This window comes from Calothrix rhizosoleniae SC01 (assembly GCF_900185595.1).
In the GTDB taxonomy this organism is placed as follows: Bacteria; Cyanobacteriota; Cyanobacteriia; order Cyanobacteriales; family Nostocaceae; genus Calothrix_A; species Calothrix_A rhizosoleniae.
Genome location: NZ_FYBH01000057.1, coordinates 17157 through 34459, shown reverse-complemented (window position 1 = coordinate 34459; position 17303 = coordinate 17157). Strand labels below are relative to the sequence as shown.

9 protein-coding genes are annotated in these 17303 nt (G+C 38.0%); 5 read left to right on the top strand and 4 right to left on the bottom strand.

Annotated elements, in window-relative coordinates:
• The 3 genes from CALSC_RS03345 to CALSC_RS03335 form a co-directional block, all read right to left on the bottom strand.
• Nucleotides 1–1055, bottom strand: a 1055-nt coding sequence (locus CALSC_RS03345) for a response regulator (protein WP_088240001.1), incomplete at its 3' end; no start/stop codon positions are given.
• A gap of 401 nt (nt 1056–1456) precedes the next feature.
• Entirely contained in the window at nt 1457–4090 is a 2634-nt protein-coding gene (locus CALSC_RS03340; protein WP_235006667.1) for a CHAT domain-containing protein, read from the bottom strand.
• A 263-nt stretch (nt 4091–4353) separates the two neighbouring features.
• Nucleotides 4354–7728: a two-partner secretion domain-containing protein gene (locus tag CALSC_RS03335; RefSeq protein ID WP_088239999.1), complete on the bottom strand. Its 3375-nt coding sequence runs from the start codon at nt 7726–7728 to the stop codon at nt 4354–4356.
• A gap of 1149 nt (nt 7729–8877) precedes the next feature.
• Here CALSC_RS03335 and CALSC_RS03330 point away from each other — a divergent pair.
• The 4 genes from CALSC_RS03330 (at nt 8878) to CALSC_RS03315 (ending at nt 16180) form a co-directional block, all read left to right on the top strand.
• Nucleotides 8878–11733, top strand: coding sequence for an NF038122 family metalloprotease (locus CALSC_RS03330; RefSeq protein WP_088239998.1), 2856 nt, complete (start codon nt 8878–8880; stop codon nt 11731–11733).
• Between the two features lie 585 nt (nt 11734–12318).
• Nucleotides 12319–12981 (top strand): DUF928 domain-containing protein, encoded by a 663-nt coding sequence (locus tag CALSC_RS03325; protein WP_235006666.1) that lies wholly within the window; start codon nt 12319–12321, stop codon nt 12979–12981.
• Between the two features lie 384 nt (nt 12982–13365).
• Nucleotides 13366–15879: an EAL domain-containing protein gene (locus CALSC_RS03320; RefSeq protein ID WP_088240004.1), complete on the top strand. Its 2514-nt coding sequence runs from the start codon at nt 13366–13368 to the stop codon at nt 15877–15879.
• 40 nt (nt 15880–15919) lie between these two features.
• Nucleotides 15920–16180 carry a chlororespiratory reduction protein 7 gene (locus CALSC_RS03315; RefSeq protein WP_088239996.1) on the top strand — a complete coding sequence of 87 codons (261 nt, stop codon included), beginning with the start codon at nt 15920–15922 and terminating at the stop codon, nt 16178–16180.
• Between the two features lie 104 nt (nt 16181–16284).
• Here CALSC_RS03315 and CALSC_RS03310 read toward each other — a convergent pair whose 3' ends face one another.
• A complete protein-coding gene (locus CALSC_RS03310; protein ID WP_088239995.1) occupies nt 16285–16833 on the bottom strand; it encodes a DUF2854 domain-containing protein in 549 nt (182 codons plus the stop codon).
• A 273-nt stretch (nt 16834–17106) separates the two neighbouring features.
• Between CALSC_RS03310 and CALSC_RS03305 the strand changes: the two genes are divergently transcribed.
• Complete coding sequence (locus CALSC_RS03305) at nt 17107–17289, top strand: hypothetical protein (RefSeq protein ID WP_088239994.1); 183 nt, start codon at nt 17107–17109, stop codon at nt 17287–17289.
• The last annotated feature ends 14 nt before the right edge of the window (nt 17290–17303 follow it).

Here is a 17303-nt window from a genome sequence, read left to right as displayed (position 1 = left end):
ACTTGCCCTATATCCTTTGAATGAGGCATTTGCTTAAAGATAATTCGGTTTCTACCTTCTGATTTTGCTTGATATAAAGCTTTGTCAGCAGTCAAAATTAAATCCGTAGGTTCAGAATTATAGTTGGGAGTAGTTGTTGCAACTCCTATGCTTAGGCTAACGTAATCACTTACCTTGGAGTCAGCATGGGGAATTTGTATAAGTTGAACTCCTGTTTGCATCCCAGATGCCACCTTAACTGCACCTGCTCCAGGAGTATTAGGCAAAATCACAGCAAATTCTTCACCGCCATAACGTGCAACTAAATCATGAGTTTTCTCAGCTTTACGACCAATTACCCCAGCCACCTTTTGTAAACAATTATCCCCAGCTGGATGACCATATTTATCGTTATAGAGTTTAAAGAAATCAATATCGCACAAAATTAGTGATAAAGGAGATTCGGTTTGTGCTAGAGTCAACCACTGAGAAGCGAGATACTGATCGAAGCGACGGCGATTTGCCAAACTAGTTAAACCATCTACATTCGCTAGATGTTGTAAAGCCTGGTTAGCAGCTTCCAGTTGTTTATATATTTGAGTTTGATGTAGTAGTCTTCTGACACGACGGCGTAATACTGCCAAATGAATCGGCTTAGTTATAAAGTCACTTGCACCAAATTGAAAGGCTTTATCTATTGATTGAGAATCATTTAACCCCGTAATCATTAAAATGGGAGTGTGATCCCAAATCATAGAAAGAAAACTATTTTCTACAGAAGAATCTTTATCTAAGGTCTCAAGAGTGCGGGCTAACTTATTTTTATCGTGTAAAATCAGTTGTTTGCAACAATTAAAACCATCCATTACTGGCATAATAGCATCTAGCAAAACTATATCTGGTCTTTCTTTCTGGTAAGCATCTAAACACTGTTGACCATCAGTGGTATCGATAACGTCATAACCTTCTTGCTCCATGATTTTACGCAAAAGCTTACGGGCGTTTTTGTCATCATCAGCAATTAAAACTAAAGGAGGTCTATTAGATGCTTGTAGAGGGTTAGTGTTAACTGACATAACTTAATTTTTATTTAATAAATTAAATATTAATGTTTAATAACTCGATAAATCTAATTTGCAGCAACTCTCGTACTCAATTTCAATACTGTGATTCAAAAATAGATGTACCTATAAAGATGGTTCAACAAAGGTTCACACCTGGACATCCCAGACATTAAAACTCCATTGGAGAAAAGTATTTAACCTATTCATAACTATTGTGTGTTGAGATTATTACTTATATTGCCCAAATCTGGGAAAATATAACGTCAGTTTGGGTAAAAGATGTTTATTCTACTTTGATAGTCTGAAATAACCAATGTACGTTAATAGATCACAAAATTAAACAACAATATAATCAGAGTTTCAGCCGTTCCCGAACTCATGTTAATTGTTATTGCGATATTTTGCACCGCGAATTATAACCAGTTGCCGACTAAAATGTAAGGTGCCCAATAAAGTGGATGTTGGTAGGCTGGATCCTTTAACATAGCTAACTGGGATTTCCGTAATGCTTCCACTTTGCTCTGTTTGGTATTGTTTAACTCTTCGTAAAACCTGCTCATTAATTTTGCAGTTGCCTCATCATTAACAGGCCATAATGTTGCTAGGGTACTACGGGCTCCTGCCTTGACAGCTATTCCTGCTAAACCCAAGGCTGCACGCTTATCCCCTGATGCAGTCTCGCAAGCACTGAGAACTAACATTTCGATCGCCTGTTGGGATTTCTGGTTGTTAATTTGGAGCAGTTGATCTAAGTCCTGGATGTGAATCCGGTTATCCCAAGTCAAAATAAAGGTATCTACTGCTTTAGAGCTAAACTTTCCATGGGTGGCAATATGAATGATAGGGAAAAAATTGGATTGTAAGTTATTTTCTATATTTTCGCGAGTAAATTTCTGGTTTAATAAAACTACACTGGGAATTTTAGATTTGATTTCCTTGAATTCTTTGTTCACATACTCTAGAGGTGAAAAACCTTGCCGTGCTTTAGTTAAACCAGCACCAAGCACCTTAAATTCTTCTCTTTGTTGCAGTTGCTGGGGAGGTAGTAACTTTAGACCTGGAGTCAGACCAATGCTGTACTTTTCTAGTAGATATTGATTCCCATCATGAAGAATTGCCATGGGAATATTTCGTAATACACCATCAAGTACAAATACTAAGGTTTTGGCTCCACTGTTGGCTAAGTCTTTTTCCGCAGGACGAATTAACCAATTATACAGTTCTTTTGATAAGGGCTTAAAGGTAAATCTACTACGGATAACTAAAGTTTTACGCAACTTTTCTACATGTGTCTCCAGCTGTTTCTGAGGGATAGGAGTGGAATAGTGACGTAGTGGTTGATGTGGTAGTTGGAGAATAATGTCTAACCGATCTGCCAAAATGATGGGATAGATGACTGCTGCTTGAGTATCAAATTTATCTATTCCTATGGTTTTTGTATCTAAACAGGCATCACGAAAAAAGTCATCTAACTCAGCTACTTGTAATGACTCAATCACTTGGCGGGCTTGGATGAGATATTTTTGGCTTGGTTCTGATTTTACAGATTTTTGACTAAGTTTTGATGGGTTTGGTTGGAGTAATAAACTAACTAGTTCTCGGTAAACTGGTTCTACACTTTCTCGAAAGGAAAACTGCAAATCTGAATCGACTGTGACTAAATCGCTACGCAGAGATTGCAGGGTTGTTACTGCTTGATTATAAACTGGGATCGCTGCTTGGGTATTTCCCTGGGCTGTAAATATTCTCCCTAACTGCCATTGCCAACGGTAGGTAATTTCCGGTATATTCATGCCTTGGGCTAGCATCAGGGCTTTTTCGGTTAGCTTTTGGGCACTTTCCCATTGCTGAGTCTGTTCGTAAAGCCTACCCAGTTTACCTAGAGCATAGGCTTGAGCTTGCTTATCTCCCAAGGCTTTAGCTTGCTGTTCGCTAGTAGCAATCAATTGGGCAATGGTTGCGATGGTTGGTGAATCTGGAATTTTTGCCTGGTGTAAGCGAATCAAACTTTCGGCAAAATTTAGCTGGGCATAAATCCCACTTCTATTGGGGTTGAGATTTACAATTTCGGTCTGGATTTGACTTCTCAATCCGTGAGCCTGTTCCCATTGCTTGGTATCAATTAAGATGCTCAATTGATTGAGTTGGGCATGGATTTTCAACTGTTGGGAGGGAGCCGTGGAGGCTGCTTGTTGATAGAGTTCCACAGCAGATTTGGTATCTTGTTGTACCCGAGCCAGATTACCCAAATCTATTAATGTAGAGGTAATTTCCCACGGAGATGAGACTTTTTTAGCGATCGCTAAACTTGATTGTAATGCCTGCTGTGCTGCTTCTAATTTCCTGACTAAGCGCAGGTTAACGCCTAGACTACGTAATCCTGATGCTTTGAGGGCAGAATCGGGTTGTTTTTGCAGTATTTGCTCTACTTGTGTGAGGGTGGATAAGGAATGAGTATATAACCCTAAACTCCTCAAACCCTGGGATTTATTGATTAAGCTGCGAATTACCCCAATTTCATTTTTTGCTTGCTTGTAGATATCAGCTGCTGTTTGCCAGGTTTCTACGGCTGCTTGAGATTTTCCTGTGGCTAGTTGGAGACTACCTTGGGTATTTAAGGCTTGAGCTAGAACTTTTAGTTGTTGTGATGAGTATTTACTTTGCTTTTGCTCTAATAATTGTAAGCTATCGGTAATAGTTTGGTTCGCTTGAGACCACAATCCCAATTGCTGATAACCCAAGGAAAGATTATTGAGAACTCTGGCTTGGTTGAGTTTATCTCCTTGGGATTGGTAAACTTTGAGAACCTGTTGCCAAATTTTTATTGCTGTAGAGAATTGCCCTGCTTCATAGTATTCCTTACCTTGCTGTTCTCCTTGGGTTGTATCAGCTATGAATTGACTTGTAGATGAAGGAGATGCAGCTTTTACAGTCAGAGGAAATATCAACCCCGATGGAATCAACAAAGTAGAAATAAGTCCTAATAATAGACAAAATATAAATAGTATTAAACGGCGATGTACCCAAATACTGTATTTTTTCATCATCAGAAAATTATATATATAATATTTATGTCAGATGTCTAATATAAAATCCAAAATTGTTTGACCGAAAAAGAAAAGGATACAAACCCCCAAATTTATTTGTGGAAAAATTAGAACTAATTGTGCTGCGATGCATAAGCACTCTTTCTCAATAAATTCCTTTCTTGATGCAGTCGCTCATGGGGGAGACCCCCAAGACCGCGCTGTTCTCTACATTCATGTATGAGGTTTCTCTCCTGCTCCCGGCTCTCTCGTCTCTTCCTGGCTTAATTGCCATAACAATTTGTTTTAGGTGACCAAGAACTACGGGATTTTGCCTTTGGCGCTTGTGCCGTTAATACAATTTCACCTCGGGCATTGATTACCATTGCTTGAGCCTCTACTAGGGCATGAGAAGGACGGGAAATATTACTAGGTGAAATCGTCGTTTTGGCTAGATTTTGTTGATTTTTAATGGGAGTTGCCTGTAAATCTTGTAAAATGCGATCGCCACTAAAAATATCTTCAGGACTAGGAGCTAATCCCCCCTTCCCCTTAACCATAAATCTACTTGCTACCTGTCCAGGACTAGCAGTACAACCTCGGGCAATCAATTTTGAGGCATCTGTAGTTTTTTCTGGCAATTCAACTAATCCTTGGGATGGATCTACTTCCGGAGACTTGATGTCCACAGCACCACTGACACCAAAAGTAGAACTGGCAGTAATATCACTTATATTAGTTGATAATTCCCGAAATTCTATACCAAATATTCCATCAGTATTAATTTGAATATTACCTCCCCGTCCAATAAAGGCATTGGCAGTAATGTCACTATTCTCTATGGAAGGAGCGAAGATAAAAGTGCTGCTAATGGTAATGTTGCCCCCATCACCGCCAAACAGTTGATTACCAGCAGTAGTAGAAATTTGACTACCATTGCGTAATGATAATAAGTCTTTCAGTTGCAGGTTAATATTGCCGCCAGTGTTACTGCTGGTTTCAGCAGAGATTTTTCCCTCATCTAAGGTTAGGGAATCAGCCACTAGCCGAATATCACCACCAGTTCCCGTTCCCTGGCTATCCACTGCAATCTTTGCCCCATCCCGGATGATAAAGCTGATGGGGTCAATGTCAATTTTACCTCCATTCCCCAGAGAATCGGCTGTGGTGCTGGCAAATATACCACTATCAGTACCTGTAAGTAGAATGCTATCTCTGACTTGCATCATAATATTACCGGCATCGCTCTTACCAGCTGTATTAGTGCGGAATTGTGCGCCATTACTTACTTCCAAGCTATTAGCGATCAAATTAATACTGCCACCTAAACCACCGGTGGTTTCTGCGGATACTTTTGCCCCATTTGTAACTAGTAATTTATCAGTTTTGATATTAAGTTTGCCTGCATTTCCCAAACCTTGAGTTTTAGTAAATAAACCAGTAGTAAACTCTTCCGTAGCTAAATTGCCAATTAGTTGTATATCTGTGGCGTTGATGTTTATTTCTCCTCCCACACCAGCACCAAAGGTAGAGGCAGAAATTCTTCCTCCATCTTGAATCAACAGATTTTTAGTATTCACATTTAAGTTACCAGCAGCTGCATCACCTTGGGTGGAAGTCACTAAAGCACTGGGAAAAACATTTGCACTTATGATTTGAAGGGTATCAGCAGTTACTTCTATCTTGCCAGCATCAGCAAATCCCCTAGTTGCTGCTTGAATTTGGGCACCATTCTCCACTAGAACATCTTTAGCATTAATAATGACATTACCTCCTATACCGAAGTCCCCTGTGGAGGCTGAAATCCTTGCCTTAGAACCTTTGACAGTCAATTTTTCAGTATTTAGGAAAATATTACCACCCTTACCTGTAGCTGGTAGCTCTTTCTGCTTACGTTCAACTTGAGCAAATAAGCCAGTAAAAGCACCATCTGAATCATCCCCTTTCACTTCCAACGACTGGGTCGCAATCACAGAAATACGACCGGCATCCCCAATACCAAATGTACTAACTGATACTTGTGCTCCATCTTGAATCAGTAATTTTTCAGTTGTCAGTTTAATGTTGCCCCCCTGACCCGTTGCTCTTGGTTCAACTTGGTTAAATAAACCACCAGGTTTACCAGTGATTGCAGTACCTATCAGGTCTACCTCTAGAGCTTGAATATTGACTGTACTTCCATCTCCTTCAGCGAAAGTAGAAGCAGATATTCGTGCGCCATCGCGGATACTTAACTTGTCAGTTGTTAGTTTTACCTCTGCTGCTTTTCCTGTTCCCCTAGTTTCTACTAGCAAACCACTGGCAAAGCGATCGCCAAATAGTTCTGCATCTCCGACAAGATCAATGGACTCAGAAGCGTTGACTTCTAATTTACCACCAGACCCTTCTGCAAATACATTGACTCCTACCTGTGAACCATTATGGATAGCTACCCTTTTACCTTCAATTAACACATCACCAGCATTACCCTTACCCGTGCTTTCAGTACCTAAGAGACTCAGATGATCTAATTGCACATCATCATCAGCGCGAATGGTTAATTTACCCCCATTACCTGTACCCTTTGTTTCTGCGGATATGGTTGTCCACAATCCTTGAACAGTGACTTTCTTGGCTTCAAGAGTGATGTCCCCACCTTTGACAGAACCATATGTTATTGACTGGACAAGAGAATTATTTATATTCAGTTGATCGCCTCGGAGAGTAATTCCATCACCACTTTCAGTCCCCGAAGTAGATGTTCGTGCAAAAAGACGGGATTGATTCAAATTGACTTTTTTACCCCAAATCTGAATACTACCAGCACCGGAACCACTAACATCAATCAACGACCCATTTAGGTCTATATCTTTAAATTTTTGGTCGTCTGCATATCCCAAGTTGAATCTTTGAGTCTGAGATTTGGAGAGCAAACTAACAAAACTATTTTTTTCTACACTTGCTACTTCTACATTACCTCCAGGAACAGTGATATAACCACCTTCTCCCTTCACCTCACCGCCTATAAGTGCCAGAGTTGTATTAGGTTTCCCCTGAAGTCCAACAGTTTGTCCTCGAACATCCTTAGCTTGAGATTGATTGACAATTGATGCTGTTTGGTTACCAAATTGTAGACCCTGAGGAACACTAACGGTGAGTAAGGGTGATTGAGGATTGGTGGCGCTAAATTCATCCCCATTAGAAAGTTTGACGCTGCTAGCTGTACTGGCGATCAATGAACCACCAATATTTAAGGAAGCATTCGGACCAAAGATAATACCGTTGGGATTGATCAGAAAAAAGTTGGCGCGACCTTGAGTTTTAATTAAACCATCAATGTTCGATTCCAAGTTACCAGTGACGCGGTTGATAATGTTTGCCAAACTGTCATCATTTTTAAAAATCACGGAGCCATTTGTCGGAACAGAGAACTCCTTAAAGCTGTGAAATAAGTTATTACCAGCTTGTGTTCCTCCTTTAATCAAAAAACTCCCTGTTTCCGTTCCTGGTGAAACGATGGTTTGTCCGTTGGAAAGGGTAGTGTCCGCAGATGGGGTTGCAGATATTTCTGCTTTGGCTGGGGGTATTGTACTTAAACTACAAAGGGTTATTCCACTGACTATTGCAATATGAGAAAAATACTGTCTTGGTAATTTTATATTTGCTTGATTATCCATCATCGATTGCGCCCATTTATATCTGTTGATCTATTTGGCATATAGCGCTAAATGCAAGGAATAAGTAATAAATCATAAGTTAAGAAGTAATAAGTTTACTGTTCATAGATTTGGTGCTTTAACAATGTCTTAACGCATATGGGGATTGCGATATATAGGCACTATTAAGGTTTGATAGGGTGACGGTTTATAGATAATGTGTCTGGAAATCTTTACTAGGATTATCTGGAATGGTAGTACATTGAATTACGTATAAATTCGTAGCTAAAACTAGCACAAAAGGTATATTTTTTTGGTTATACTTATATAACTTGTCCTATCCTTTTGAATTCGCCAAGGGGTGTTTTACCTAATTATCCAGTAACTGTCTGTACCAAGGAAGAATGCAGAATTTTGCTTTAGTGCTAATTTTGCAGGTAAAAGTATCTCAACTATGCACATGGTTCCCATGACAGAAATATAATGCTACGCGCAATTAATAAGTAACCTGAGTTCGGGATAAGCTCAAACCCTGATTATATCGTTACCTGATTTTGGTCTTCATAAACGTGTTTGCGTTGTTTCAGGCATTAATCAGCCTCTCAAAGTGAAATAAAGCTCCTTAACCCGAACTGAGGTTAAGTAATAAGTGAGCCATTGCCTACTAATATATTGATTGTATTTATTCTGCAAAGATCGATTCCGTTACTGTGAAGCATGGGAAAATCTCGGTAGCGATCGCATCCTCTATAAAGCTTTCTTCATCACTTTTATTAAGCTGAATTCAACCACAATCTGTATCAAAAAGTACATAAAATATGTAAATAAAAGCTGTTGATCCTCTGATGGTAAGGATTTGAAATTATGCACTTAGCTAAATGAAGTATTAAATAGTTATTTTTACTCAAATGTACTTAATTTAATTTTTAAACTGAGACGAAAGAACCGTGAAGTCCCTACAAACTAGAAGTTCAGCAGTATCACTCTTCATATTTATTTGCTTGGAGAAATATAACTGTGACACAGAACACAGCACAGTTAATGGATTCAGCATTTTGTCTTTTGTTGTTAAATAAAAACTTTTATTGTTAATTCTTGCTATGGATGAAAAGCTCAAATGGAGCATCCAGTAATTGTTACCCTAATCCAAAATCGAAAACGTGATGAGTGGTTATGAAATACAGATTTTTTCCTAAAATTAATTATCTGAAGCAATTAGCACCAATCATCGCTTGTACTACAACTCTGATTAGCAATCCTGCTCAAGCGGTGACATTCAACTTTACTTATACTCCCGACACCCGTCAGGAAATAATTGATGGATTTGAAGCGGCTGGTGATATTTGGTCATCTAAATTGCAAGATACCTATTTAGATGCAGATTGCTTTTGTGAGCGGGATACAATTATCAATCTTCACGTAGGTTTTACCCAACTTCCTAATACCCAAGGATTGGGTGCAGCACGTCCAGCTATGCTCAAAGTTGATTATAATCAATTTTTGAATAATTCTTTTCGTGATATTACTTCCGCAGATGATTTAACAGCTTTCAAAAATCTACAAATTGATCAAGATGATAAAGGGTTTTCAGAAGGGTTTTTACAAGCTTTGGGTGTTGATTTAAAATACAATAACTATGAGCAAAACTTGAATATATTACAATCACAAGGTTTTTCCGTAGATTCTAATATTTCTGGTATAAAGTCTAATTCTAACAACATCATTACTGCTCAAGCTCAAGATATATTTAAACAGCTAGATTTTGAAAAACTAAAAACCTTGAACCGTAACTTGATTAAGTTTGAGACTTCAAAGTTTAAGATGCGGGTAGATGATAGCAGTAGTGTTAAGTTTAAGCATAGTCACAAAGCTGATAAGATAGAAAAATTAAATGACAATACCGTGATTGATAAGAACGGTAATGACAATAATAAGAAAATTTGGACGACCCGTGCTAATGCTAAAGCATTGGGTTTGATTGAAGGTGATGATGATGGCTTCGATGGCCAAATTCTCCTCAGTAATTCCATGCTTGATGCCAATGGGAATATTGTTAGTTATACTAATTGGCAGGCTCAGAATCCCCAAGGTGAATTTGCTCAAGACTCTATTTGGGACTTTTCTCGAGTTAGCGATCCCAATGCTGAAGTTGATAGTAATAAGTTTGATATTCTGAGTGTGGCTCAACATGAAATTGGTCACAATTTAGGATTTTTAAGTGGTGTTGATGCATTTAAATTGTTGGATACTCAAGCGAAAGAAAATGGTAAATTAATCGACGAAAAAGATACAACTTTAGTTAGCACGATGGATTTATATCGCTTTTCGGAAGAAAGTAAAGAAAAAGAAGTTTTTGACTGGTCTAACAGTAGTAATACCTTCTTTTCTATTGATGGAGGTAAAACTAAATTAGGGAACTTTGCGGATGGAACTTCTTATCAAACTAGTCACTGGTCAGAAAAGGGTGATGAAAATGGTAATCCCTTGGGAATTATGAATCCCGTGATTGGTAGGGGAGAAAAGTTAGATATTACAGATTTAGATTTGCAAGTGTTGGATGTCATTGGTTGGGATCGCCAAGAAAAGCTTAGCGATCAAACTGGTCTTAGCGAATTAACGAAAATTGCAGAAGGTAAAATTGCTACTAAGGTCAGAGATATTGGACTGGATTGGAATAAATTAGAGGATTTACTGACTAAACCGGCGGCTGAGACGATCAAACAATTATCTCAAGAAAGACTAGCGATCGCAGAATTCCAAATCGAGCGACTACAAAACGAATTATTACCTCAAGAAGCTCAGTTAAAGGCTGAAGAACAAGCACTAAAAGTGCAACGGGAAGCTAAGGAAGATGAGATAAAAAGCAAAGAAGATGAATTTTCAGATTTACTGAAAACGGAGAAAGATTTACTGAAGAAAGAGAATAAAATCAAAGATGACTTGGCATCTGTTCAGAAAAAAATAGGCGAACAACAGGCGAAACTAGAAACTAAAACTAAGCAGTCAGACCGCGATAAAATTCAGAAGGAAATCAACAAGTTACAAGCAAAACAAGACGAGCTCCAAACTAATTTAGAAGACTATCAGACACAACAACAAAGTCTGCAACTGCAACTAGCAGAATTAAATGATTTACGGCAAAAGCTTGCAAACCTGCAAACAACACCAAGCATAGAAGCAATGACACAAGCAGTAAATAATCTCAAGCAAGAACTCAATGCCGTGCAATCATTGGAGAAATATGAGCAAGAACTAGCAAATAAAGCAGATAAAAAGAAAGTTAAGTCAGAACTTGACAAAATTGAGAAAGATTTAGATAAGTCGCTCAAAAAAGAAAAGGATGGTATTAAAAGAGCCGAGTTAGAAGAGGAAGCATTACAAGATTTAATTAATACACTGGTTAAAGGACAAGATGAAAAATATACTCAACTCATGAATGGTTATCAAGTCCTATTGAGTGGAGTGGAGTTACAAGTTAGACAGTGGTTGGAAGGCTCTGCGGAACAACTACAAGAGAAATTGGCAACAGCAAGTTTACAGCAAACTGCAACTTTATTAGACATTGTTAAAAAAGCTAGTAGAGAACAGAAAGATATTTGGGAGCCAAAATTGACCCAAGCAATCATGCTTATGAACCAAGTTGATGAAAAGACAGCCGAAAAGCAAATCAATCATGCGACAAACAGTCTAGACCAGATTCTCAAGGCTTATAACTACGATATGAGTCGTAGTAGTGATGGTTCTTGGAATTCTGGATGGGGTTTTTATATGAGCCGCATTTCTGATGGTTACTGGAGTTCTGGATGGGGCTTTTGGCAAGAAATGGATACTAAAAAATTGAGTTCCAGTGAATATGCTGAAAAGGTGCATACAGGAGAAGATGGGATCGAAAATGGGTACAGTATGTTCTTCAATCAAGAGTACTCCAATAATCATCAATCTACTGATGTACCAGAGCCAAGTATGATGGCAGGTTTAGGAATTATGGGTTTATTTGGTTGGTTGCGTCGCCGTCGTTGCAAGGATTAATTTGATGGAGGTTTTTAAGAAAGCAAATTAATGGTCTAAATCTTCATGAAAAAACTTACAGTATATTACAGATAAATAGGGAAAAAATTTTTTATGTAATTTTACTTAATTTTTTCATGGAGAATATCCGTATTTTTCCAATAGTTGATTTGAGAACTGTTTTGATAAAAAGGAAGTGAAGAATATGAATTTAATTTCCCATTTAATACTTCTATCGATTATCAATAATATTAATAGTCCTCTTTGTTAAACAAGGCAGAATATTCAATTATTGTATGGTTCTGAGCCTCTATAATTATAGACCATTAAATCTACGAGTTACTAGGGGTATTAAAACCAGATTTGGCAAGACAAAAGGGTTAACTTAAAACTTATTTTTCCTCCAGCGAAGCTACTCTCTGCCCTTCGGATTACACCACTTGCTTTATGTCGGGAACCTCTTCCACCGCAATGACTTACATTCTGCTTTGCCCTCAAGGCGGATCAATAAAAAATTTAGCTAAACATGGAAGAGGATTGGATTAAATATTTTATTTTTGACTTCTCCCTCCTGGGAACACTCATATCTAGGTCAGGCAAAACATTATGAACAAGATTTTCAAAACCAGACAGGTCATAGCTATTTGCTTAACATCTATCCTTAGCATCTCTTTGTCTTTTTCTTTATTAGATCAGGTAACAGCAAACTCTGGGAAAAAATCTAGAGAGGGTTTACCAGGACGTAGATATGGAGGTGGATCACGCGGATGTAATGAGGATATGCGTGGGCGATTAACAGCATTGACCCCAGAGAACAATTTGGTATTAACAAAATCAGCATATCCCTATTTTTTGTTTTACTTACCCAAAACTTCTAAACCCACAATGGTAGAGTTAGTTTTGCAAGATGATAATCGTAATATTGTTTATGAAAAAGCCTTCACAACAGATAGTACTGGAGGGGTAATCAATGTCAGTTTACCTGATTCTATCGCCCCACTTGCCATGAATAAAATGCATCGCTGGTACTTTTCAGTGCTCTGCGATCCAAAAAACAGGGCTCATGATATTGTTGTGGATGGATGGATTAAAAGAGTAGCAGTGAATAATCTCTGGCAGGATAAATTAGTGAAGCTGGCAAAAAAACGTCATGAGAAACTGAATGATTCCTTGTTAGCTAATAGTTGGAAAGAGCTATTACAATATGAAAAATTAGATGTGATTGCCCAACAGCCACTGTTGAAACTGAAAATAAATAAAGAAAAATAAATATCTGATAATTCGGCTTGATTGCACTGATAAAGCAACAAGTCAGATAGCATTTTCATGATGTCAAAGCTGAAATAGGTCAAAGACCTAATTCAGCTTTTAGCTAATGAATTTCTTTTAAATGAACAAAAAAATGGAGAGAGGAAATTAAAATTAATGGGTAATCTTATAGTAAAAATTAAGACCTATTGCTAATAATAAAAAAATATTCAAATTATTAAATGCTCCCTCTATTATTGAAAATAATTTAAGAGTAAAATTATATTTTTATTTATATTGATATTTATGTTTGCTAAATTTAACAGAGATTTTTTTTCATTATTTAATAAGTATTTTTATCATCAAATTAAACTATCTGTTACCACACTCAAGTGGCAACAATCGATGATTGCTATCAGTATTATCATTACTGGAATGGTACTGGGTATTAAACAACTAGGCTGGTTACAGTTTCTAGAATTAGTGAATTTTGATGCTATGGTGTCTTTGCAAAAGGATACAGGTGCTGATCCACGACTGTTGGTTGTAGAAATCACAGAAGCTGACATTAAAAAACAGAAACGGTGGCCCATTTCTGATCGTACTATTTCCCAAGCATTGCAGAAACTACAACAGTCTCAGCCAAAGGTAATTGGTTTAGATATATACCGTGATATACCACAATTACCAGGTCGTAAGCCTCTGTTAAAAGAACTACAAATGTCCAATGTAATCACCATTTATAGTCTTGGTGATGTCAATACTGAAGAAATCTCTCCCATCCCTGGCATAACCTCAGACAGAATTGGCTTCAATGATTTTGTGATTGACACAGATGGAGTTGTGCGTCGGAATTTACTCTATGCTTATCAAGGTAATGATAAGTACTACTCATTTGCTCTGCGTTTAAGTCTCAAATATCTGGAAACACAAGATATTTCACTCAACATGACACCAGATGCTCTGCACCTAGGCAAGACACCATTTCCAGCTTTAGGAGCCAATTCTGGTGGATATCAAGATATTGATGACACAGGATATCAAGTACTAATTGACTATCGTTCGGATGGTAAAACAGCACGACGGGTATCCCTTAGTCAATTATTGGATGGACAAGTTAAACCGGAATGGATTAAGAACAAGGTAGTACTCATTGGTACAACTGCCACTAGTATTAAGGATAGATTCTTAACTCCCTATGCTCGGAATAGGTTGCACAACCCAGGCACCCCCGGTGTATTAATCCATGCTCAATTAGTCAGCCAAATTCTCCGCACTACCCTAGATAAACAAACATTATTCTGGTTTTGGTCTGAATGGGTAGAAGTTTTCTGGATATGGGGTTGGGCTTTAATCGGAGGCTATCTGGGATGGAAAACACGGAATATGTTCTACCAGATATTGACTGCAACAATTGCCTTAGGAGTTTTAACTACTATTTGCTGGGGATTTTTCACCCAATTGGCTTGGATACCGATTATTTCTCCAGCCCTAGCATTACTGCTCACTAGTGCAAGTATTAGTACTTACAAAGTTCAGTACAATAGGCTACACGATAGCCTCACGGATCTACCTAATCGGAAATTATTCTTGCATAATTTGCAGTTGGCGATCGCTCATAAAAAACTCTTTAAAAAATCAGAATTTGCTTTGTTGTGTTTGGATCTTGATCGCTTCAAATTAGTAAATGAAAGTTATGGTTATGAAATGGGCGATTTATTATTAGTAGATTTTGCCTCCAGATTAAAAGCTGATGTAGGCAGCAAGGGAATTATTGCCAGGGTGGGGGGAGATGAGTTCGCTATTTTAGTGAGAAATATTACTGATAGCAGTGAAGTAAATAATTTAGCTGATAGCCTACAGCAGAAATTGTCCGTACCTTTCAATTATAAAAATAAACAGGTATTCAGTAGCGCCAGTATTGGTATAGCCTTTCATCAGCCTGAACTTAACCATAAAGCAGACGAACTGTTGCGAGATGGACAAACAGCGATGTATTGGGCTAAAGATTTGGGGAAAGCTAATCAGCAAGTCTTTGCTACGGCTATGCATACTCAGGTTATTAAGCGTTTACGACTGGAGACAGATATGCGTCGTGCCCTAGAGAAGGAGGAATTTTATCTCAATTATCAACCGATTGTATCGATGGAAACAGGTAATATCATTGGTTTTGAATCTCTGGTAAGGTGGCAACATCCTGAAGATGGATTTATTTCTCCTGGGGATTTTATCCCTATTGCAGAAGATACAGGGCTAATTATTCCCTTAGGTAAGTGGATTTTAGAATCAGCATGTCATCAATTGTCTATTTGGCATACTCAATTTCCCTTTGATTTACCACTGATAATGAGTATTAATCTTTCTGGACACCAATTAACTCAACCAAATTTGGTGACAGAAATTGAGCAAATTTTGCAAAAAAATCGCCTAGATGGGCACAATCTAAAGCTAGAAATTACTGAAACTGTAGCAATGCAAGATGTAGAAACTGCTATCTCTATACTGCAAAAACTGAAAAGTTTGAATCTACAGCTTAGCATTGATGATTTTGGTACAGGATATTCTTCCTTAAGTTATTTACATCGTTTCCCAATTAATACCCTGAAAGTAGATCGCTCCTTCGTTAATAATATGGGCAATACTGAAGAAGATAGTGCGATTGTTCGTACTATTATCACCCTCAGTCATATGTTGAATCTAGATGTGGTTGCTGAAGGGGTAGAGACAGCAATACAGCAAGTAAAATTGCAGCAACTTGGTTGTGAATATGGACAAGGTTATTTCTTTTCTCGACCTCTAGATAGCAATAAGGCTACTGAATTACTACAGAAGCAGTTTAGTGAACAATTCTCAAACAAACAGAAGTTAGCATCAATACGAAACCTAGTTGAGACTTATTATGGTAAGGATGGAAAATAAATTATCCTTTCTTAATTGATTAATATTCAAATTGCCTACCATGCCAGATCCATTAATGTATCAGCAAGAGCATTTTGTTGTTTTGGAGACAAACCAACCAGAACAATTTCTTACCAAGTCTGAGTTACAACAAAAGCTCCAAGGTATCCTAGAAGAAATGAGTCCCCAGGATTTACCATTAGATTTACAACAATTTGATTCTATTGCGGCTCAGTCGGAACATTTACTCGACACCACTTGTGAGTTAGATGTTGGTGCGGGAGAATATTTGCAGTGGTACGCTGTGCGTTTGGAAAAGTGATCACTAACAATAGCCATTGGTCATAGTAATACGGGCAAGCCTTCAGTAATTATGACTATCCTCCCACACTCCCCACACTCTCCACACCTCCCACACCAGAGGAATTATTCTGGAGATTTAATTAGCATCAACTCCACTTGATCGGTACTGGGTTGTGCCATCTCTACTTTGACTCCTGGACCAAAAAATTTTGTCATTTTTTCCTGTTTTTCCTGCCAAATATCAATTGATATTTCCGGGGAATCAAATTCCAAAATTAAAGCGTAAGCTCCGTCCTTGTCTATTTCTCGTACACTGGTAACTTCAGGTCTTTCCTCATCTGTTGGACTTAAACCCAAGGCTGTCATAGTGCTATCTAAATGAGCATCCTGCCCGTAGCGGTAGCGGGTAATATCCTCTAGGATTTTACTTTGGGTGGTAGTTGCTTGTTGCTGACGCAGTTCCAATACTTTTGGGGTTGTGGGTTGACTAAAGGGAACGGGTTTAAGCTCATTGGCTTTGAGTGCTAACCCTCCCAATAGTAGAGGAATACCGTAAAAAAAACCCACTAAATTCAGGGTGGCATTATCAGCACCATAGGCTACGAAACCAATGATAGTCAGAATACCGCCTATGGTTAAACCCAGGGAGCCTAGAGAAATTCGACGAAACATAATGATAAATTGGGTATATATTCTCAGTATCTAGCTTTCTTATCATCGGTGATCCCTAGTCAATTAGGGAAGACCAATTATAGCGCTACGCGCAAGTAATAAGTAATAACTTTACTACTTATAGGTTTCAGTCTGTAAAAATGTCCTAACTTACTTTGGTAGTGCTATTTTTATCAAAAATAAAGCAAGTAAAATCATATCAAGCAAACCCAAGCAGTTAGTTTTGAGTTAAGTTTAAATTTGATGATATTTCAGTAGGGGGATAATCAAGCTATGGATAAAGAGACTATCAAACAACGAATTAACGCTGTGCAAAATAAACGTGAATATTTACTTAGCTTACTGGAACAACCGAATTTAGGCAGTTTGAGAATAGATGTAAATCAGGCTTTAGAAGAAATGGATGAGTTGCTTGATGAATTTCAACGCACTTTTCCAGAGCAGGGAACTAACTGAATGTTCTAGGCACT